The sequence below is a fragment of the Clostridium nigeriense genome, from assembly GCF_900086595.1.
Lineage (GTDB): Bacteria > Bacillota > Clostridia > Clostridiales > Clostridiaceae > Clostridium > Clostridium nigeriense.
Genome location: NZ_LT575472.1, coordinates 308,809 through 330,687, shown reverse-complemented (window position 1 = coordinate 330,687; position 21,879 = coordinate 308,809). Strand labels below are relative to the sequence as shown.

Annotated in this window: 16 protein-coding genes; 5 read left to right on the top strand and 11 right to left on the bottom strand. The window is 29.1% G+C overall.

Annotation, left to right across the window (positions count from 1 at the left end):
- Positions 1-6: 6 nt before the first annotated feature.
- The 8 genes from BN6774_RS01845 to murI all read right to left on the bottom strand — a co-directional run bounded on the left by BN6774_RS01845 (position 7) and on the right by murI (position 10,133).
- On the bottom strand, positions 7-1,785 hold the full coding sequence (locus tag BN6774_RS01845) for a heme NO-binding domain-containing protein (protein ID WP_066889526.1): 1,779 nt from the start codon (positions 1,783-1,785) through the stop codon (positions 7-9).
- A gap of 102 nt (positions 1,786-1,887) precedes the next feature.
- Positions 1,888-3,282, bottom strand: coding sequence for a peptidoglycan-binding domain-containing protein (locus BN6774_RS01840; protein WP_066889524.1), 1,395 nt, complete (start codon positions 3,280-3,282; stop codon positions 1,888-1,890).
- A gap of 113 nt (positions 3,283-3,395) precedes the next feature.
- On the bottom strand, positions 3,396-6,995 hold the full coding sequence (locus BN6774_RS01835) for a S8 family peptidase (protein WP_066889522.1): 3,600 nt from the start codon (positions 6,993-6,995) through the stop codon (positions 3,396-3,398).
- A gap of 86 nt (positions 6,996-7,081) precedes the next feature.
- Positions 7,082-7,765: a helix-turn-helix domain-containing protein gene (locus tag BN6774_RS01830; protein ID WP_066889520.1), complete on the bottom strand. Its 684-nt coding sequence runs from the start codon at positions 7,763-7,765 to the stop codon at positions 7,082-7,084.
- Complete coding sequence (locus tag BN6774_RS01825) at positions 7,766-8,134, bottom strand: DUF3783 domain-containing protein (protein WP_066889518.1); 369 nt, start codon at positions 8,132-8,134, stop codon at positions 7,766-7,768. It lies immediately after the preceding gene.
- 19 nt (positions 8,135-8,153) lie between these two features.
- Positions 8,154-8,678, bottom strand: coding sequence for a peptidylprolyl isomerase (locus BN6774_RS01820; RefSeq protein ID WP_066889517.1), 525 nt, complete (start codon positions 8,676-8,678; stop codon positions 8,154-8,156).
- Between the two features lie 267 nt (positions 8,679-8,945).
- A complete protein-coding gene (locus BN6774_RS01815) occupies positions 8,946-9,215 on the bottom strand; it encodes an STAS-like domain-containing protein (RefSeq protein WP_066889515.1) in 270 nt (89 codons plus the stop codon).
- Between the two features lie 141 nt (positions 9,216-9,356).
- The gene (gene murI, locus BN6774_RS01810) at positions 9,357-10,133 is read right to left on the bottom strand and encodes a glutamate racemase (protein ID WP_066889513.1); all 777 of its coding nucleotides are present in this window, start codon (positions 10,131-10,133) and stop codon (positions 9,357-9,359) included.
- A gap of 302 nt (positions 10,134-10,435) precedes the next feature.
- On the opposite strand from murI, the gene BN6774_RS01805 reads away from it, so the two are divergent.
- From BN6774_RS01805 to BN6774_RS01795, 3 genes are all read left to right on the top strand, one after another.
- Entirely contained in the window at positions 10,436-12,331 is a 1,896-nt protein-coding gene (locus BN6774_RS01805; protein WP_066889511.1) for a type I glutamate--ammonia ligase, read from the top strand.
- Positions 12,332-12,487: 156 nt separating this feature from the next.
- Entirely contained in the window at positions 12,488-13,066 is a 579-nt protein-coding gene (locus tag BN6774_RS01800; RefSeq protein ID WP_066889509.1) for a histidine phosphatase family protein, read from the top strand.
- Between the two features lie 93 nt (positions 13,067-13,159).
- Positions 13,160-14,422, top strand: a complete 1,263-nt coding sequence (locus tag BN6774_RS01795; protein WP_066889507.1) for a sensor histidine kinase — start codon at positions 13,160-13,162, stop codon at positions 14,420-14,422.
- A gap of 33 nt (positions 14,423-14,455) precedes the next feature.
- Here the strand turns inward: BN6774_RS01795 and BN6774_RS01790 are convergent, their stop codons facing one another.
- From BN6774_RS01790 to BN6774_RS01780, 3 genes are all read right to left on the bottom strand, one after another.
- Positions 14,456-14,749: a hypothetical protein gene (locus tag BN6774_RS01790; RefSeq protein WP_066889505.1), complete on the bottom strand. Its 294-nt coding sequence runs from the start codon at positions 14,747-14,749 to the stop codon at positions 14,456-14,458.
- Between the two features lie 137 nt (positions 14,750-14,886).
- On the bottom strand, positions 14,887-18,093 hold the full coding sequence (gene carB / locus BN6774_RS01785; protein ID WP_066889503.1) for a carbamoyl-phosphate synthase (glutamine-hydrolyzing) large subunit: 3,207 nt from the start codon (positions 18,091-18,093) through the stop codon (positions 14,887-14,889).
- 13 nt (positions 18,094-18,106) lie between these two features.
- Positions 18,107-19,156 (bottom strand): carbamoyl phosphate synthase small subunit, encoded by a 1,050-nt coding sequence (locus BN6774_RS01780; protein ID WP_066889501.1) that lies wholly within the window; start codon positions 19,154-19,156, stop codon positions 18,107-18,109.
- Between the two features lie 770 nt (positions 19,157-19,926).
- Between BN6774_RS01780 and BN6774_RS01775 the strand changes: the two genes are divergently transcribed.
- Together BN6774_RS01775 and BN6774_RS01770 are read left to right on the top strand one after the other, a co-directional pair.
- Positions 19,927-20,658 (top strand): ABC transporter ATP-binding protein, encoded by a 732-nt coding sequence (locus tag BN6774_RS01775; protein ID WP_066889499.1) that lies wholly within the window; start codon positions 19,927-19,929, stop codon positions 20,656-20,658.
- Positions 20,651-21,838, top strand: a complete 1,188-nt coding sequence (locus BN6774_RS01770) for an ABC transporter permease (RefSeq protein WP_066889497.1) — start codon at positions 20,651-20,653, stop codon at positions 21,836-21,838. The genes BN6774_RS01775 and BN6774_RS01770 overlap by 8 nt, the downstream gene beginning before the upstream one ends.
- Positions 21,839-21,879: the final 41 nt, after the last annotated feature.

The following is a 21,879-nucleotide window of genomic DNA, read 5'->3' as shown; positions in this document are numbered from 1 at the left end:
TAATATTTACTCATTATTTACATCTGTTATGAAATTTTCCTCAACATCTTTAACCTTTTGTAAAGTTTGTATCATTTCTTTAATACTTCTAGTAAACTCTTCTATATTTTGATTAACTTGTTGAGAAGCTGCTGCATTTTCTGCGGCTATAGCAGCTAATGTGTCTATAGTATCACTCATTTTTTCTACTGATTTAACTTCATTATTTAATTTTACTATAGCTTCATTTGTTTCATCAGAAACAACCTTAATTAAATCATTTGCCTCTGAACTTATAACTCTAACATTTTCAAGATTTGAAGTTTCTAATTCTAAAGCTGAATATTGATTTTCTATACTTGAAACTAAGGATGTTATTTCTTCAGCAAAATAAGATAAATTACTATTAATATCTTTTACAGCTTGTTGAGATTGCTCTGCAAGCTTTCTTACTTCTTCAGCTACTACTGCAAACCCCCTACCTTGTTCTCCAGCTCTTGCTGCTTCTATAGATGCATTTAAAGCTAAAAGATTAGTTTGATCTGATATCCCAGAAACTAATGCTACAATATTAGTTATATCTTCTGCTTTCTTTTGAAGATTTTGTCCTCTTTCTTTTACATTCATAAAAGAATTTAAAGTTTCCCTAATTGCTTCACTAGACTTGTCCACACTATTATGACTTTCATTTATTTTATCTACTGATTTATATAACTCATTTTTGTTCTTATCTTCGAGTTTAACTAATTCTTTTAAAGCTGAAATATTATCATTCGTTTGTTTAACTAATGATTCTGTACTTATTTCTTGCTTTGCAGCCCATTCTAAAACTTGTTGTGAACAAACTCCTATTTCCTCTGTAGCTTTTTTCATACTTTCAGTAGTTTTATACATAGCTTGTGTGAAAATACTTAATTCATTTAAAGTAAGGTTAGCAGAGGTTACATCTTGTCTAATACTATTTTTAAGCTTAGATATTCCCTTATATATTTTTTCTAGCTTATCATTAGTAGCAATACTTCTTTCTATTTCCTCAAAATTGTTATTTTCTATATTTTCTATAATATCATTTAAAGGCTTAAACATTATATAAGTTATTATACTTGAAATTATTCCTGAAATAATACCTATTATTAATCCTTTTGCTAGACCTGATATTAGTATCCCAACACATGTAACTATTATAAATATAGGGATAGATATTTTTAATTCTAGGCTCCTAAAACCTATATTAGATAAAGCTTTGCTAATTAAGTACTTCTTACTTTGATTTATATTTTTTTCAAATTTAATATGTACTTTTAGTTCCCCTTTTTTTCTTTCAACTTCATTTACCTCTATTTTTTCATTGAAAAATTTAGCACTTCCCATTAATAATCCTAAGAAGTAATCAAATAACTCTCTTTCAGATCTATATGTAAAATTTATACTATTTTCCGTAACATATTCAAGGTGCATTTTAGGTGGCTTAGCACCTCGTATCTTTTTCATTATTATAGAATGAATGAAATTAAGCGAATCTAAAAATTTATAAAGGCTTATCCTTTTAAAAAATACTGGATAATCCTCTGCAAATTTATTTAAATTATTTTCTCCAATAACCTTCCATAGATCATTTGATGAAACTCCTACGGTATTTGCAATAATATCAATAAACTTAAATATTTTTTTATCCTCTACATCTTCAAGAGGAGTAAAAACAATGTCTTCTGGCCAGTTAACATCTCTTAAGCATTTGTTTATTGTGTCATTTCCATATAAATCCCTACAAGTTCTAATCCAGGTCGAAACTACGGTACCCTTCATATTTTTCCCTCCTATGCTAAAATTTTAAATTCATACCCTATATTATATAACTATTATAAACAAAAAAATAGATGAATTGGAAATTTTCCAATTCATCTATTTTTATACTATATCATCGTAGTAATTAAATCTTGGAACTGTTTTATCATAATAATTATCAAATGATCTTGGTGGTATAAATATTCTTTCCACTTGCTTTGCGCTACTCCTAAGCTCAGCTATTCTAGTTACGCCTACATAAATATCAGAAATTTTATACCATGTTGCATAATCTACTACTCCTGTTTTCGGTAAGTTAAATACTCCTTGGAACACTTTAACCGCTTCTGCTGTATTAGTACCATATACTCCATCTTGCGCTACCTTAGGAATCAAAGGATAATTTTGAGATATTCTATTTAAATATTCTTGAATAGATTTAACTTCTGGTCCTGTTGATCCTACTATTAAATCATATCCTGGATATGATTTGGGAATTCCCTTAACTTGCTCAGCAGTTACTAACTCTATATCATTGCCATAGAAGCTAGTTAATATTTCATATGGTGTCTTTCCTTGATCACCTAAATACTTGCTTCCCCATTGAGTCATCCAACCAGGACAAGTAACATTTTTTCCATCACAATATTGTGTTAATAAAGGTTGTTTTCTTCCAATTCTTCTTATATAAGTTGCAAATATGTCATCTACAACTGCACTTATACTTTCAAATATGTTTCTTCCGTAAGTAAAAGCATGATCATAAGCTGTGGAATTAGTTATATCAAAATTTTTACCCTTTCCTCTGTACCATTCAGTATATATTCTATTTAATGTAAATGAAATTATTGCATAAACATTAGCTCTTATCGTGCTTTCTGGCCAAGTTGAATAAATTTCACATGATGCAACATTTTTTACATAGTCCTTATAAAGAACTTTGTAATTTGATGCTGAGGTATTATTAGGCCCACCTGCATGAACAACTATAAATTCTGGAACAACCGGTTTGGGTAAAACTACTCCACTGGTTGGAGGTGGCAGTGGTTTCTCTATCTCTTCTGGAATTTTTTCTGGATAATTACCATTTAATACATTAGGCCCAATGTTTATTATTTCATTTACATTACCATCTTGTTGATTATTTGCTGTATTTGGTGGAATATTAATATTCTCCATTCTAGTTAATATTCCTGAAGATTGTATAAGATTGCATTGCTGTATAGCTAGCTCATCCGGGAAAATTTGGCACCTGTTAACTAATATACTTTGAAAACCTTCCCTCTCTACTCTTATATCATACATACTATATGGTATCTGTCCTGTGGGTTGCTGAGAATATTCTAGGGGAGGAGCTTCTAAATCTATAATTTGAGATTCTCCCATTGAATCAGTAGATAATACTATTTCTTTAGAATCTGCTCCACCTTGAGATGGTCTTATAGTTATCTTTGTGTTATCAACAGGTATATAAGTTTCATTTACAAAACATTGAACCTTTAACCTACCTTGAGCCATATATTACTCCTTTATTATTTCTTCTTTAATTAATATATGTGTTATTTAAAAATTTGTTCTTTTATAAATTACTATAAGTCTCCAGGCCTTCTTATAAATAGTTCTCTATCATTTTATTCTTCATCTTCTCTAGTCTTTTCTACTCCTCCAATTAAATTTTCTCTTATTGAATCAAATACGCCTTTCATATTTAATGCTCCATATCCCCATTGCTCATTAGGATAGATATCTCCAACCCTCATTGTTGCGCCCCTTATTAAATAACTCCTAACCTCCGTAGAATATAAATTAGGATCATTTCCATCTACAATTCCCCATTGGAGTAAAAGAGCACAACAACCTGTAGTAACAGCAGCACCAACGGAAGAACCGCTTACAACTTTTGTTCCCCCTCCTGGAGTTGTTACTAATGCATTTATTCCTCCTGCCGCTATATCTGGCTTTATTCTTCCATCTCTAGTAAATCCTCTTCCTGACTGACCAACTGTTGCATTATTATTTTGATTGTAATAAGCTGGCACAATAGACTTTCTCCCTGTTGCAGGTATAGTTAGTGTGGTATATTGACTGGGACTTAAAAACTTAGTATCCTCATCTAAAAGACTCCTTTGCGGTAACCAACTCCAGTACCTTCCATCAACTATATAGTCTCCGTATAATCTAAATTGCCATATTCCCTCTCTTAAACCTCGTGCCTCAATACTTATTACCTCTCCTCCAGTAACTGGATCAGGATACAAATAAGATATCCTCATTTTAGTTCCTTCATAAATGAATCTTACATTTTCAACCTTATTTAATTTAGCTTGTATCTTTTCAACAACTTCTCCAGAGGGAGAAACTATTCCAATAGAAACTCTATCTGGTTCTTGTATATATATTTGAAAATTTAAATCTTTTTGAGCTTTTCCTACTCTAACTTCTATATTTTTAATTTGCCCAGCCTTTGTAAACTTACCTTCTGTGTGGGTATCTGTATCACCTTCATTTCCTGTTCCTGTTACACATACAATTCCAGCTTGCATACTTACAGTATCCATAGATGTTTCTATCTCACTTGAACCATCGTGTCCTCCTATATTTGTACCAACAGGAATACAAATAACCATAGGTTTTTTAAGTTCACTTGCTACTCTTGATAAATACCTTATCCCTAAAATTACTTCTATGCCAGTATATCTTCCAATACCGATAGTAGTTACTCCTGCATACTCCTGTAACACCTTTGGTGCCTCTTGTAATTTTACTATTGCAAAGTCACAATCTGGGGCCGCTCCTATTAATTCAATATTATAACCTCTAGCCCCTGCTAAACTTGCAACTGAAGTTCCATGCCCTATAATATCTTTACTATTAACTATAGAGTATGGATCTCCCCCACTCTTACTTAACTGAATAGCCTTATTTATATCTTCTTCTTTATACTCTACTCCAATTTTTACACCATATATTTCTTGTGTGTTTTCTAAAGTTTGATCCCATATTCTCAATATCCTTGTAGTATCATCTTCTTTCATAAATTCCCTGTTTAAATAATCTATTCCGGTATCTACAATACCTACAAGTACTCCCTTTCCCCTTAACTCAAGAAAAGGATTATTGTGAAATAATGTTGCTCCACTTGCTTCTACAGGTTCTAATTGTTCTAGGGTATAAATTGCAAGCACTTCTAAAGATGCTATATCTTTTATATAAGGCTCAAGCTCTGATACTCTATCAAAAGGAATAAAAACAATTGCATAGTTACTATCTATTACAGTAACTGATGCTCCTGGTATTTCATCTATTTTCTTTAATTCTTCTAAAGTATTATATTCAATAAAAAAACCTATTACTTCTTTTTCTTCTTGATTAGTAATTTGTTCTATTCTACTAATAAAGTTATATAAGTTCGGTTTATATTCATTTTTTCTATAATCTCTTGAGGATTTATCTATATTCTTTTTAAATATATAATCAAATTTATCTTTATCTTCACTAACTCTCCTTAACCCTACATCAGAAATTATCCTATTTATAGCTGAACTTAAACAAACTTCCCCATACCCCCAACTCGGATCAGGATATGATACATCTGCTCTAGTTCTCTTAGCTGATACTACTAAAAAATATTTAAGCCTTTCTCCAAAAAGATATGGATCATTTCTTTTTACTATTCCCCATTCCATCATTAAAGCTGCTATTCCTGCTACATGAGGAGATGCCATAGAAGTGCCGCTTTTTGAATCAAAGCTCCTATTAGGAATAGTTGATTTTATATCTTCTCCTGGTGCTACAAGATCAGGTCTAATAGGATAATATACAGTCTTTTTTCCTCTTCCACTAAAGGGAGATATATTATTAGTTAGATAGTTATAACTTCCAACTGCTATTATATTAGTTACAGTAGCTGGTATCCCTAAAGTATTTAATACTGTAGGCTGTAAAAACTTAGTTTTAGTGTTAAGCCCTTCAGAAATAGGTAACCACATATCATAAGGACCAAAGTAATTATTAAGCAAATTAATTCTTACTTCCCATTGGCCTGATGATATATACTGGCCGTTTGTTACTATAGCAATGGTTATTTCACCTATTATATCAAAAGGTTTTGGCCCTGAATAATAAACTTGATATCTATCCATTCCTATTATTCCTTCATAATAACCTTCTCTTACAACTATATCACCACTAGTTGCTGCTGTAGGACTAGTTATTCTTACAGAAATTTCTGATAAAACAGGCTTATATAAATTCATTACTATACCAGGTTCATCTCCAGCTACATTTATAGATATTTTATTTTGTCCTCTTAGCTCTCCTCCAATATGATGAGCAGCATCCCCCTCATTTCCAGCAGCAATTACTATAGTAATTCTTTCTAAAGTAGCTATAGTTGATATATATTGTTCTAGAAGACTTGTACCATTATGAGCTCCATCATTGGTACTTAAACTAATATTTACTACTAATGGCTTATTTAATCTTTTACCTGCATCAACTAAAAACTTAAGTCCCCTCATAATATTACTACTTAGAGCAAAACTTCCCCTAGTACATTTAACCATGGCAATTGAACTTTTTGGAGCAACTCCATAATATTCGGGATTTATCTTTCCACCTGCACAAGCAATCCCAACAACGTGAGTTCCATGTTCAACAGTATCATAAGAGGGAACTACAGAATATGGATCTGAATTCTTTAAGGCATTGTCTATATCCTCCTTACTATAAATTTTCCCATCCACACTTAAATCATATATATAGTCTATTCTTGTACTACCATCTTCATTCTTAAATGCTGGATGAGTATAATCTATTCCAGTATCTATGAAACCAACTAAAACACCCTCTCCTTGTATTCCATATATATCTCTTGCTGAGTTTACACAAGCTGCTCTATTACTTTGATTATCTGTTGTATATAGCTGTTTAGGTAACTCTATATACTGTATGGATGGATTATTGGCTAATTTAATTAGATTATTCATAGGTATTGTAACTATACCAAATCCATAACCTAAATCTTCATATTTGCCTCCAAGATCTTCTACTATCTTTCTTATGTTCTCTGATGTATCTCCAGATATAATCGTTACCTCTATTGTATTTCCAACTCCAGTGCCGAATGAAAAATTAATACCTAGTTTACTTAATAAATTTTTAGGTGTATTTTGTATTAACCCTAATGTTGAGTCCATTTTATTTAAAGTTAAATTTTCTATATTTACCACCTCAAAAAATTAATTTATATTAATATATGAATGATAAAATTAAAGTGCCATAAATCTATTAATTATAGATTTATGGCACTTATTAATTATAGCTTTATTTCTAATCTCTCTAATTTAGCTAATACTGAAATTTCATTTAGATTTACTGTTTCAGTTAAAAGAGTTCCTCCATTACTTACAAATAACGCTTTTGAGTTCCCTAATAGCTTTATTTGTCTTATAGCTCTTTTTCCCTTATAATCTACTAAAAAAATCCCATTATTGCTCGGTTCCTTTGCTAAGCTCGCAAAGGCAATATCACCTTTTAATATTCTAAATCCAGACATTTCATCATCTTGAATTTCTAAGTATAAAACTTTATCTTGAGCAAATCCTTCTACCTTATTTGAATGAATAGGAAGCTCTTTAAATCCCTTATTGTTACTTAAAGAGTAATCAAGTATAGGTACGTTCTTTAGAACTGATGAAAATGCACTAGCCCATACTTCATTTTCACTTGTTTTTTTATTTTTAGTATTATTAATCTTACTCTCTTTTATTTGTTTATTTTCTTCTATCAAAGCTTCATCTGTAACTACCATACTGACATCATTAAAATCAGCCTTTAGTATTTTTGATGCCTTTTCTATAAAGGATTCCTGAGCTATTCTTCTTCCCATTTCAACTTCATTAATAAATTTTTCTGCAACACCTAGCTTCTTAGCTAAAGTCTTTTGACTCATTCCATTTTGAAGTCTAGCTTCCTTTATTCTTTCGCCAACTCTACTCACTTAAGCTCTTCCCTTCTTGCTATTTAAATACCATTCTCTTTCTTCAATTAAATGTTCTACTAAATAACTAAACTCCCATTGAATTGAAGTTGGAGTAACTGCTGCAAAGATTCCACCCTTAAATCTTTGTCTAATATTTTTAATAGCTATTTTAATCTCTTCATCAGAAAAATCATTAAATAAAATTACTGTTTCTTCTGGTAAACTAGTATTTACAGTCTCAAATCTTAATCCTTCTAATATATCAGAAACAGTCATATCTCCCATTTCCTTAGATATTTCAATTATCTTATATCCATCTTTATTTAATGCTTTAATTTCATCTTCTGGAGTATTATAAACTAATATACACTTGTTATTGCTAAGCATATCCCTCTCCCCCTTTAAGTTATCTTCCTACCTTTTCTGGTTCATCATAGGATTCGCCAAAAGTATCTACTGTTACTTTTACCATCTTTTGATCTTCGTATGGTTTATCGTTATAATCTCTCTTAGATTTTACTATATTATCAGCTATTTCCATACCTTCAATAACTTTACCAAAGGCTGCATATTGATTATCAAGGTGAGGAGCATCTGCTACCATAATGAAAAATTGACTTCCAGCAGAGTCATGTACCATAGTTCTAGCCATAGAAAGAACTCCTCTAGAATGTTTTAAATCATTCTTAAATCCATTTCTAGTAAATTCACCTTTTATGCTATATCCTGGACCTCCCATTCCCGTTCCATCTGGGCATCCTCCTTGAATCATAAAGCCTGGAATAACTCTGTGGAATACTACTCCATCATAAAATCCTTTATTAATTAAACTTATGAAATTTCTAACTGTATTAGGAGCTACTTCTGGATATAATTCAGCCTTAATAACTCCTCCATTTTCCATATTTATAGTTACTATTGGGTTTTTCATTTTAAATCTCCTTTCAATCTACATATATCTTATTATTATCATAATTAATACTATAAATTCTATTTTAATAATAAGATTTTCTTCTTATGGTAATTATATATAAATTGTAATAAATATTCTACATTTAATTAAGATATCCTTCAAAATTTATAGTGTTTATCCAAAGGTATCATTCATGCTTTTTAGACCGGTGTGCATTTTATATTTATTAAATAATCAAAATTATCAATAATTTATTAAAGAAAAAAGCATAGATTTCTCTATGCTTTATTGAAAAGTAGTTCCTAAAACTACCCTTGAATAATCAGTATAATTTGATAAATTTTTAACATATATTTGCTTAAAAATAAACTCTCTTCCAAAGCTATTTAATAAATCTCCTACAAGCATGTTTATAAAGGTTGATGGTACTCTATCAAAGCCTTCAAAGTCTAATGCTACTCCAACATTTAAATTATTTCTAATCATTTCTCTTAATAATATTGCATCCTCTATAGTTATCTCTTCACCTAATACGTCTTTTACCTTAATTTCCATAAAATCTTACCCCCATAAAATCTTACCTACTTAAATTTTCAGAATATTCTCTTTAATATAATATATCAAGTTAGGCTTATTTTGTCAACAATTTAACAAATATTTTTTAAAAAAATAGGAATTGAGTAACAATTCCTATTTCTAGTCTCCCATTAATAATCTATAACTTAACTCCACTGACTCTTTTTTATTTGAAGAATTTATTATCTCAACTTTTCCCTTATTAACTGAATCTGTTAACAACCTCTTATCATTAAGTCTTCTTTTAAGTTCTTTAGCAGTTCCCAATCCCCCATCTATAATATCTACATCTTTTCCTACAATATTAATTAAAGTCTCTTTTATAAATGGATAATGAGTACATCCTAAGACTATAGCTGCTATTTTATCTTTTTTATATGTATTTATTTTTTCTAGAAGGTAATTTTCTATTTCTTCCCCTTGAAACTTTCCTTCTTCTATAAACTCCATAAGACCTGGGCATGGTACTGGAATTATAGATGCTCTTTCTTTATACCTTTCCATTAGCCTTTTAAACTTTTCTTCTTTTAATGTCATTGCTGTAGCCATTATTAAAATATCACCTTCATTATTTAACTCTACTGCTGGTTTTAATGCTGGTTCTATTCCAACTAAGGGTAAATCAGGATATACCTTTCTTAACTCAGAAACTGCTGCACTAGTTGCAGTGTTACAAGCGATCGCTACTCCCTTAACACCCTTATCTAATAAAATTTCTACAGCTTTAAAGGTTAAATCTCTAACTTCCTTAGCACTTTTCATTCCATATGGAGCATTTTTAGAATCTCCAAAATATATATAATCCTCATTGGGCATTATTTTTAATGCTTCTTTTAATACGCTTAATCCACCTACACCTGAATCAAAAAAACCTATTGGCATATTTTTATTGTCCAACTACCTCACTCCATTTTCTTTAATTCTATCTTTTATTTTATACCTTTCTTAGTGATAAATCTATATTATTATTTAAGTAATAAATAACTAATGTTAAATGTTATACTATAAATATATAAATCATTGCTAATATTTTTAAAATTCGCTAATTTAATTATTGACACAATACCCTGTATATAATAGAATTTCTTTATAAATTATTTGATTTTACGAATATTATGATGTCTATACCACTTAATTATTCGAATAAATACAGAAAGGAAGTGACTTTTCCTTGTTATGTTTCGGCAAGGAAGCTTTTTATGAAAGATTTAATTTATATTGTTCCAAAATCAAAACACAACAAAGAAGACCTATTTAAAATCTTTAAAGAACATCCCGAAATAAAATTTGTATCTATTGTTGGAATAGATTTATCAGGTAATGATACTGATGAAAAGATACCTTCAAGACTATTCTTAGATGATATAGATTCATTCTTAGAGGGAGTTGCTATTCAAACAGATGGTTCTTCAGTTGTACTTCCTGGAATTGCAACTTTAAACGATGCAAAAGTAGATATGGTAGCAGACATTAATGCTAATTGGTTTGTTGACTATAATTACGATCATATTGATACTTCTACTAACAAACCTGTTGGTACTCTTAGAATCCCGTCATTTTTAATTCACAATAATAAACCCGTTTGTTCAAGAAACATTTTAAAATCAGCAATAAATACATTTAAATCAACATTACTAGACATATTTAAAAATAAACCAGAATCCTTAAAATCATTTGGAATTACATTTGATGATATAGAGGAAATAGTTATTACATCTGCAACAGAATTAGAATTTTGGGTAAAAACTCCAAATGAACAAGCTCATATTGAAGAACTATCCACTTCACAAGTTTTACAAGAACAATATTGGACAAGGACTAAAGGAAATGTAAGAACTGCTCTTGAAGAAACTTTACTTCTTATGGAGGAATACGGATTCGAACCAGAAATGGGACATAAAGAAGTAGGTGGAGTTAAGTCTAAACTTGATAGTAATGGTCAATTTAATCATATAATGGAACAACTTGAAATTGATTGGAAATATTCAGATGCTATTCAAGCTGCTGATAATGAAATATTTGTAAAAATACTTACTCAAGAAACCTTTAGAAGACATGGATTAGATGTTACTTTTAAAGCAAAACCTATAGATGATGTTGCAGGTTCAGGTATGCATGTTCATCTAGGCGTAAGCTTAAAGCTTAAAACAGGAAAAAGAATAAACCTATTTCATGCTACAAAGGAAGATTTCCTAAGTACCATAGGATATGGAGCAATAATGGGTATATTAAAGAACTATGAAATCATGAATCCATTTATATCTACAACTAATGGTGCATTTAAAAGATTAAAACCTGGATTCGAAGCTCCTATTTGTATAGTTACTTCTTTAGGTATGGCTCCTAATAATCCATCTAGAAATAGAACTATATTAATAGGATTAATAAGAGATTTATCAAATCCACTTGCAACTAGATTTGAACTTAGATCTCCAAATCCACACTCTAATGTTTATTTAGCCCTTTCAGTTTCTTATATGGCTATGCTTGATGGTATAATATATGCTCTTGAAAATAATAAGACAGAAGAAGAGCTTCTAAAAGAACTATCTAAAAAACCAGGTGAAAAAGCTGATTATTTAGAAACAGATAGAGCCTATAGAAGTGAAGAGGATGTTTTTGAATTCTATACTGATGAAGAAAGAGATGCTTACTTTGGTAAAGCTCCTGCAACTGTATATGAAAACTTAATGCAATTAGAAAATCATGCTGAAAAACTAAAAGTCTTAGAAAGAAATGATGTATTTAGTGATAATCTAATAAACAGCTTTAAACTTGCTATTATTCAAAGATGGACAACCGATATAATTCATAGAATAATTGTAAATCATTCAAGCGAAGTTAGAAGCTTTAAAAAATTACATTCTAATAATGCTTTAGATTTAGATATATCAAATTGGATGACCATAAATAATCTAAGGCATTATATAATGAAGGACACTTATACTGAAAAAGGACTATTTACACGTATTAAAAATGCTATTTCAGTTGAAGATTATTCTTTAGCATCTAACTTACTTCTTGAATTAGAAGATAATATGAAGAAACTAAGGGATCTTTATAGTAACTATACTAAAAATTTATTAGATATATAAAATTAAATTTAACCAGCCATAATGGCTGGTTTTTTCAAATAATTTACTATCTATGATATAACACCAGATTTTATGGAATTTTGTGTATGCTATAATTATAATTATAGTATACAATTAATTATTTTTTATATTGTATATCTAATGTGGGAGGTAGTTATGAAATTAATTTTTATTAGACATGGACAAACTGATTGGAATGTTGCCGGTAAAATACAAGGAAGTTATGATAGTGAGCTTAATAATAATGGAGTAAAGCAATCCATTGAATTGACTGAAAAGTTATTAAAACTTAATTATAAATTTTCGAAAATCTATTCAAGTCCACAAAAAAGAGCACTTAAAACAGCAGAAATTTTAAGTAAACATAGCAATATAGATTACTTTCCTATGAAGGGCCTAGAAGAAATGAATATGGGTGAATGGGAAGGCTTGTCATGGAGCGAGGTTGAGAAAAAATATCCTATAGAATATAGAGAATGGTTTTTAAATAGAAGATATACTAAAACCCCTAATGGAGAGTCATATAATGATATGCTTAAAAGAGTTTTAAAATCAATACATAAAATTATTGAGGATAACTCTGATAATGTTGTTATTGTAACTCATAGTGCGGTAATTATGTCTTTGCAATGTTATATAACTAATACACCCTTTGATGAAATGCTTAAATTCAAACCTAAAAATACTGAAATTATAGAAATAAGCACTGATTTATTAAATAATACCAATGTATAAATGTTGTATATTATTTATATATAGTATATATTAATACAGAGGATTTTTAATTACAAAATCAATTGAAAGCTTAAGATAAAGGAACTATTAAATATGTATTCAGGATTAATTGATATTTTAAATAGTATTATTCAAAGTTTTATGTTTATTACTGCCTCAAATTATTGTGTAAGTAAAGAACATAAAAAAAACAATATACAAAGGTTTATGTTAGTAATTATTCTTTGGTTAATTATGACGTTAAATACTTATATACTAGGAAATTCTAGTCTATCAATAATTATAATTCATATAGAGGAACTAATTTTTTTTACTCTTTTTGCTTATAAAAAGGATAAGCTATGTGCAACTATTGGATATAGTATTATTTACTTAGTTATTGGAATAAATGTAATTGTATCTTTTGGGATATTTATGTTTTTAATTAATAACACAAATCTTAATGTAACCTATGTAAATATATTAGTTATGTACGTACCTCAGTTCATTATTTCATATTTAGTTTTAACTAATATGAGCTTCATATATAGGATTAACTTAATTATTAAGTCAAGAATTTCATCAACTCTTACTTTAATTATAACTACATTAGTACTAGATTTTATAGTATCATTTTTATTTATTTATAGTGATAAAGAAAATCCTATTTTTAAAGAGATAATTTTTATCTTTCTTGGAATCTTTATTATTTTTCTTACTCTATATTTTGCTAATGTAGATAGAAAATCAAACGAAATTCTTAGATTAAATGTAGAATTAGAAAAAAAAATTAATGAACTAAAAAAGATAAAGCATGATTATGGATCACAAATTTCTTATTTATATGGATCCTATCTAATGGGAAATTACGAAAAGTTAGGACAACTCCTAAAAGGAATAATAGCTGGATATGATATTTCATCCCAAGTAACAGTTTTAACTTCAGAAAACTCAATTATATCTCAAGTAATAAACTCAACTAATTTAATGGATGTAGATATTTTAATAGATGAAAGAGCCAATTTAGAAGATACTAACATAAATGAATTAGACCTCCAAAGAATCCTTTCTAATATTGTAAGAAATTCTGTTGATGCGTTAAAAGGTAGAGGCTTACTAATGATTAAAAGTTACTATAACTTAAATCACGTAGTAATACATATACAAAATAATGGTCCACAAATTAATGAAAACATTATTGATAAAATTTTTGAAGAAGGCTTCTCAACTAAAGGAAATAAAGATGGCGATAATGGTTTTGGACTATACATAGTAAAAGAATTAATAGAAAAACATAATGGAAATATAAGTGTAACTAGCAATAATGAGTTAACTAATTTTATTATAAAATTACCACTATGCATTAATAATATATAAAATAAAGACTCAGATCTTTTCTGAGTCTTTATTTTATATCCAAGCTGGAATATGTATTTTATCACTATTCATTAGTGAGATGTTGTCTTCAATTATTCTTTTTTTATTAATTATATTTTTTCTTTTTATAGAATTTTTATTAATAAATTCTTCTGCTTCTTTTAAGCTATTTGCTTTAAATATAAAGGTCCAACCATTTTTATCGTACTTTCCCGTACAAATCATATATTTATTATTATCATAATCTCTATGTTGTCTATCTACTATTAAGCTCTTAAATTCTCCAATTGTTTTATAATTCAATTTTACAAAAATATCATTATTCATTATAACCCCTCCGAGCAAACATAAGTTCTATAAATATATTAACCGAACACACGTTCATTGTCAATAACTTTGGTAAACTTTTTATAATTTCCCAAAGAATAAAGGAACTGTATTAAACAGCTCCTTTATATTTTCCTCTATTTTGTTATATCAAATACTTCTAAATCTTTATCTTCTATTTCATGAACCTTAACTTCTGCTATTGCTCTTAAAGTGTCTAAAGCCGTTATCACACCAATATTTCTTTCTACAGCAGCTCTTCTTATTATAAAACCATCTCTCTTAGAGTCATTTCCCTTTGTTGGAGTGTTAACTACTAAATCTACTTCCTTATTCTTTATTACATCTAATATATTCGGACTTTCTTCATGTAGCTTTCTAACTACTTCAACCTCTATATCTGCATCTCTTAAAAGCTTAGCTGTCCCTTCTGTTGCAACAAACTTATATCCAACAGCTGCTAACATCTTTGCTATAGGTAAAAATTCTTCCTTATCATGCTTTTTAATAGTTGCTAATATCTTTCCTTTTTTATTTGAAGGATACATACTTCCAGCTATAAATCCTTTATATAAAGCTTCTTTAATATTTCTTCCTACACCTAAAACTTCTCCTGTTGATTTCATTTCAGGTCCTAAAGACACTTCAACCTTTGGAAGCTTTTGAGTTGAGAATACTGGAACCTTAACAGATACTAATTCTGGCTCTTTATATATATCTACACCATATCCTAAATCTTTTAATTTTTGTCCAAGCATTACTTTTGTAGCTAAATCTACTATTGGCACCTTACTTACCTTACTTATATATGGAACAGTTCTTGATGCTCTTGGGTTAACTTCTATTATATAAAGCTCTCCTTCAAATTCTATGAACTGAATGTTTATCATACCCTTTATACCTATAGCAACTGCTAATTTCTTTGTATAATCTAAAACCTTAGCCTTTATTTCATCACTTATATTTTGACTTGGGTACATAGTTACGGAGTCTCCTGAGTGAACTCCAGCTCTTTCTAAATGCTCCATAACTCCTGGAATTAATATTTCTTCTCCATCAGATATAGCATCTACTTCTATTTCTCTACCCATTAAGTATTTATCTACTAATATAGGATTCTTTTTATCCTTTGCAAAAGCATTTTTTAAATAATACTTTAGTTCGTCCTCATCATGAGTAATTTCCATTCCTTGTCCACCAAGAACATATGAAGGTCTTACTAATACTGGGAAGCCTAATCTTCTTGCCTCTTCTAAACCTTCTTCCATAGTCCAAACACCCTTACCCTTTGGTCTATCAATTCCTAGGTTTTCTAATAATTCATCAAACTTTTCTCTATCTTCAGCCATATCAATTTGATCTGCTGTAGTTCCTAAAGTTTTAATTCCTTTTTCCTTTAAGAAGTTAGCTAATTTTATAGCTGTTTGACCACCAAATTGAAGTATAACTCCATGTGGATTTTCCTTTTCTATTATATTAAATACATCTTCTTCAGTTAATGGTTCAAAGTATAATTTATCAGAAATATTAAAATCTGTACTTACTGTTTCTGGATTATTATTTACTATTATAGTTTCAATCCCCATTTTCTTTAATGATTTTACGCAATGTACTGAAGCATAATCAAATTCTATACCTTGTCCTATTCTTATTGGACCTGAACCTATAACTATTACCTTTTTCTTATCAGATACTTCTACTTCATCAAATTGTTCATAAGTTGAGTAGTAATATGGTGATAAAGCTTCGAATTCCCCACCACAAGTATCAACCATCTTGTATGCAGGCTTAATATTCCATATAGTTCTTAATCTATATATATCCTCTGGACTAACCTTTAGCATATCAGCTATAGCCTTATCTGAGAATCCTTTTTTCTTTAAATTTAATAACCATTCTTTATCTAAATCTTCTATTTTACTTAATTTTAATCTAGTTTCTTCTTCTACTATCCATTTGAATTTTTCTAAGAAGAATATATCTATTCCTGTTATCTTTGCTATGCTTTCAATTCTATAATCTCTTCTTATCATTTCAGCTAAAGCAAATAATCTTTCATCATCTGGTTTAACTACTATTGTTTTTAATTCTTGAATGCTTAACTCTTTAAACTTTGGATGATCTAATGAGTATTTTCCTATTTCTAAACTTCTTATTCCCTTTAAAAGTGCTGCTTCTAAGTTAGCACCTATAGCCATTATTTCTCCAGTTGCCATCATTTTTGTTCCTAAAGCTCTATCTGCTGTAAAGAACTTATCGAATGGCCACTTTGGAATTTTGACTACTACATAGTCTAATGTTGGTTCAAAACAAGCATATGTCTTTTGAGTAACTGCATTTTTAATTTCATCTAATCCATATCCTAAAGCTATTTTTGCAGCAAGTTTAGCAATTGGATATCCAGTAGCTTTTGATGCTAGAGCTGATGATCTAGAAACTCTTGGATTAATTTCTATTACTGCATATTCAAAGGAATTTGGATTTAACGCAAATTGTACATTACATCCACCTTCAATTCCTACAGCATTTATTATATTTATTGCTGAAGTTCTAAGCATTTGATATTCTTTATCAGATAATGTTTGAGATGGTGCAACAACTATACTATCTCCTGTATGAATACCAACTGGGTCTATGTTTTCCATATTACATACAGTTATACAGTTTCCATAAGAGTCCCTCATCACTTCGTACTCTATTTCTTTCCATCCTTTAACTGACTTTTCTAAAAGAACTTGTCCTATTGTACTTAATTGTAAACCTGATGCTAATATTTCTCTAAGCTGTTCTTCATTATCAGCTATTCCACCACCAGTTCCCCCTAGTGTATATGCTGGTCTTACTATTACTGGATAACCTATAGTGTTTGCGTAGTTAACACCAGCTTCTAAGTCAGTTATTATTTCACTTTGAATAACTGGTTCATTAATTCTATTCATCATATTTCTGAAAAGCTCTCTATCTTCCCCTTCTTTAATAGATTGAATAGATGTACCAATTACTTTTACATTGTATTTATCTAAAATTCCTGCTTCATATAAATCTACTGCTAGGTTAAGTCCAGTTTGACCACCCATACCTGTTAATAAACTATCTGGTCTTTCTTTTTCTATAACTTTTTCTAAAAATTCCACTGTTAATGGTTCTATATAAATCTTATCAGCAACTTCTGCATCAGTCATAATAGTTGCTGGATTTGAGTTTACTAATACTACTTCTATTCCTTCTTCTTTTAAAGCTTGGCAAGCTTGAGTTCCTGAATAATCAAACTCTGCTGCTTGTCCTATAACTATTGGACCTGATCCTATAACTAAAACTTTTTTAATATCTTTATTTAATGGCATATCTTAAACCCTCCTATAGTGCATACTTTATAAATTTATCAAATATATATTCGCTATCCTTTGGTCCTGCTGCAGCTTCTGGGTGGAACTGAACTGAGAATATTGGAAGACTTGTATGCTTCATTCCTTCTATAGTTCCATCATTTATATTTACATGTGTTGCTACAACATTTTCTGGTAATATTTCAACTACATATCCATGATTTTGTGATGTAATATGAACTTTGTTTTCTTCTAAGTCCTTAACTGGATGATTACATCCTCTATGACCAAATTTTAATTTAGTAGTTTTTCCACCTAAAGTTAGTGCTAAAAGTTGATGTCCTAAACATATACCTACTAAAGGTTTTTTACCTACTAACTTCTTTATATTTTCAATTACATCTCCTAAATCTTCTGGGTCACCAGGTCCATTTGATAAAAATACTAAGTCTGGATTTACTTCTAAAATTTCTTCTGAAGTTGCACTCATTGGAAATACTGTTAATTTACAATCTCTATTTTTAAAGTTTCTAATTATATTTTCCTTTATTCCAAAGTCAATTATTGCTACGTGCTTACCTTTACCATCTATTGTGTACTTTTCTTTTGTACTTACTATACTAACTGCTTCTTTATTAGAAAATCCTTCTATTCTTTCTTTTACATCATCTAAAGTAATATCTTCTAAAGAAATCATACCTTTCATAGTTCCATAATTTCTTAATACCTTAGTTAATGCTCTTGTGTCTATTCCCTCTAAACCTATAATTTTATTTTGTTTTAAATAGCTTTCAAGGTCCATTTCACATCTAAAGTTATTTGGGAAATTACACTTTTCTCTTACTATAAATCCCTTAACCTTTGGTGATTTTGATTCCATATCCTCTAAGTTTATTCCGTAGTTTCCTATAAGAGGATAAGTCATAGTAACTATTTGTCCATAATAAGATGGATCTGTTAAAACCTCTTGATAGCCTGTCATTCCTGTAGTAAATACCACTTCTCCGATACTGTCTTTTAAGTATCCAAAGGCTTTTCCTTCAAAAATCATGCCGTTCTCTAATATTAGCTTTGCTTTCATATTTAGCCCTCCTAAAATTTAAAAATTTTTAGCTAAAAATACACTTCATAAAAGCTTATCTTACTAAAATAAAAAGGATACTAAGGAGACAACGATTTACGGTTCTCTCCCTACTATCCTTCTATATTTAATATCAGTATTAGAAAAGGTCCTTACTGACATAGCTATGCAATTATTTTGTGAATATAAATATACCATAATTATATACTCCCTTTCTGGCCTCACAGGACCAATTTAAAGTGTACTTTTTAACTTATGAATTATCTTTTTGATAATTTTTTATCCTTTTGATAATATTCTATATTTTATCTATCTATATGTCAAGAAATTTCATACTAATATTTATGCATATAGATATTATTCATTATTGCATTTAAATTATAATTTTTCTAAACAATTTACTGATATAAATATATAGATAGTAGATAACTCTCATATTATATACCTATTATTATCATATACTATATTTATTTATAATAATATCTCTTTTGTATATTTATTCATATTTTATTATTTTTATTCATTTTATATTTTAAAGATTTTTTTATTTTAAATGTTCTATCTCTATTATTAAATAATTACTTAAGTCATTAATATAGTGACTTATAGTAATAGAAAGATTTTAATTATTATATTATTATATAATCAAGACAAATTAGGAAATATTTTCATAATTTATCTTGATATTTTATTTTTCAATGATATAATATAGTATATATTAACACTTAAAGAAATATTTTATACCACGAATTCTATAAGGAGGTACTTCCATGCTGGAATTAAACAATGTTAGTAAAAATTTTAAAAAAGTAAAAGTAGTTGATAATCTATCACTCTCAGTTAATAAAGGAGAAATTGTTGGACTACTTGGAGAAAATGGAGCAGGTAAAACAACTACACTAAGGATGATTTCTACCATGCTAGAAATATCAGAAGGTAATATTAAAGTTAATGAAATTGATGTAAAATCGCAACCTGAAAAAGTTAGAAAAGAAATAGGGATACTTTTTGGTGGCGATGTAGGTCTATACGATAGGTTAACAGGCAGAGAAAACATAAGATATTTTGCTAACCTTTATGGAATGAGCAAAAAAGAAGCTGATGATAGAATAGATGTACTAGCTAAAAGCTTTGAAATGCAAGACTATATAAATAAGCCTGTTGGTAAATATTCAAGAGGTATGAAACAAAAAATTTCTATTGCTAGGTCAATAGTTCATAATCCATCTGTTATGCTTTTTGATGAACCTACTACTGGTTTGGATGTCAGCGCTGCTAGAATAGTACAAGATTTTATACTTCAATGTAAGGCTGAAAATAAAATTATATTATTTTCAAGTCACTCAATGAAAGAAGTAGAAAAACTTTGTGATAGAGTTGTAATAATAAATAAAGGAAAATTATTAGAAAATTGCACTTTACCTCATTTAAAAGAAAAATATAATAATGATGATTTAGAAGAAACATTCTTAAAGCTTATAGGAGGACATGCTAATGAGTAACTTTTTAACAGTTTTAAAGAAAGAACTTTTAGATATAGTAAGGGATAAAAAAACATTAGTATTTACATTAATACTTCCTATTCTTATTTATCCATTAATGTTTAAATTCATGTCTTCATCAATGGAAAAGGCACAATCTGATGTAGAAAAAGAAATTAATATTTATATAGATGGGGATACCGATTCTACTATGGCAAAAGTTATTACCTCATTAGAAAATGTTAAACTACCAGATGTGGATTCTCCTACTGAAGCTTTAAAAAATGGTGACATTCAGCTTATAATTAATATTCCTGAAAACTTTGATGAAAATATAGCTGCTGGCAAAAATGATACTATTGATTTATTAATAGATGAAGAATCTAATAAATCAATGATTGCAAGTAGCATGGTTAACGAAATATATGAAAACTATAAAAATACTATAATCGAACAACGATTAACTGCAAATGGGATAAATCCTTCAATACTAAAACCTTTTGAAGTTAATATTAAATCTGGTATAAATGTTGATAGTGAAGAAGTTAATGCAGTAGCTTCAATGCTTCTTACAATGATTCCTACATTAATAGTAATTCTTATGGTATCTTCTACAGTTGGTATGGCTGCAGATCTTGGAGCTGGTGAAAAGGAAAGATTCACTTTTGAACCATTACTTTCTACTTCAGCAAAAAGGTACTCATTACTTTGGGGTAAAATAACAGCCCTCTGCACAGTTTCATTTATAGCATTACTTGCAAACTTAGCCGCTATGGTATTTTCAATGCAGAAGTTCATGAATTTTGGTGAAGGAAATGTAGAGTTTAATTTAACACCTCAAACTATAGTTGGTATGTTAATAGTTGGATCATTAGTTTTAGTTACTTTGTCAGCATTACAAATTTCAGTAAGTATATATGCAAGATCTACAAAGGAAGCCAATTCATACTTAGCTGCAATAACAATGCCTACAATGATTTTATCCTTCTTACCATATATGATGGATGCAAAAGGAATAAACCCAGCTTTCTTCAATATTCCTATAACTAATGCAATTTGTTTAATGAAGGAATTTACTGTTGGAATTTTTGATATTAAACATATAGCAATAGTATTTGGATGGCATGTATTATATATAGTTGCTTCTATTATATTTGCTAAGTTTATGTTCTCAAAAGAAGAAGTAATATTTAGGAATTAATAGTGCGTGATTCATAATTTATGTTATAATTCACATGAGTT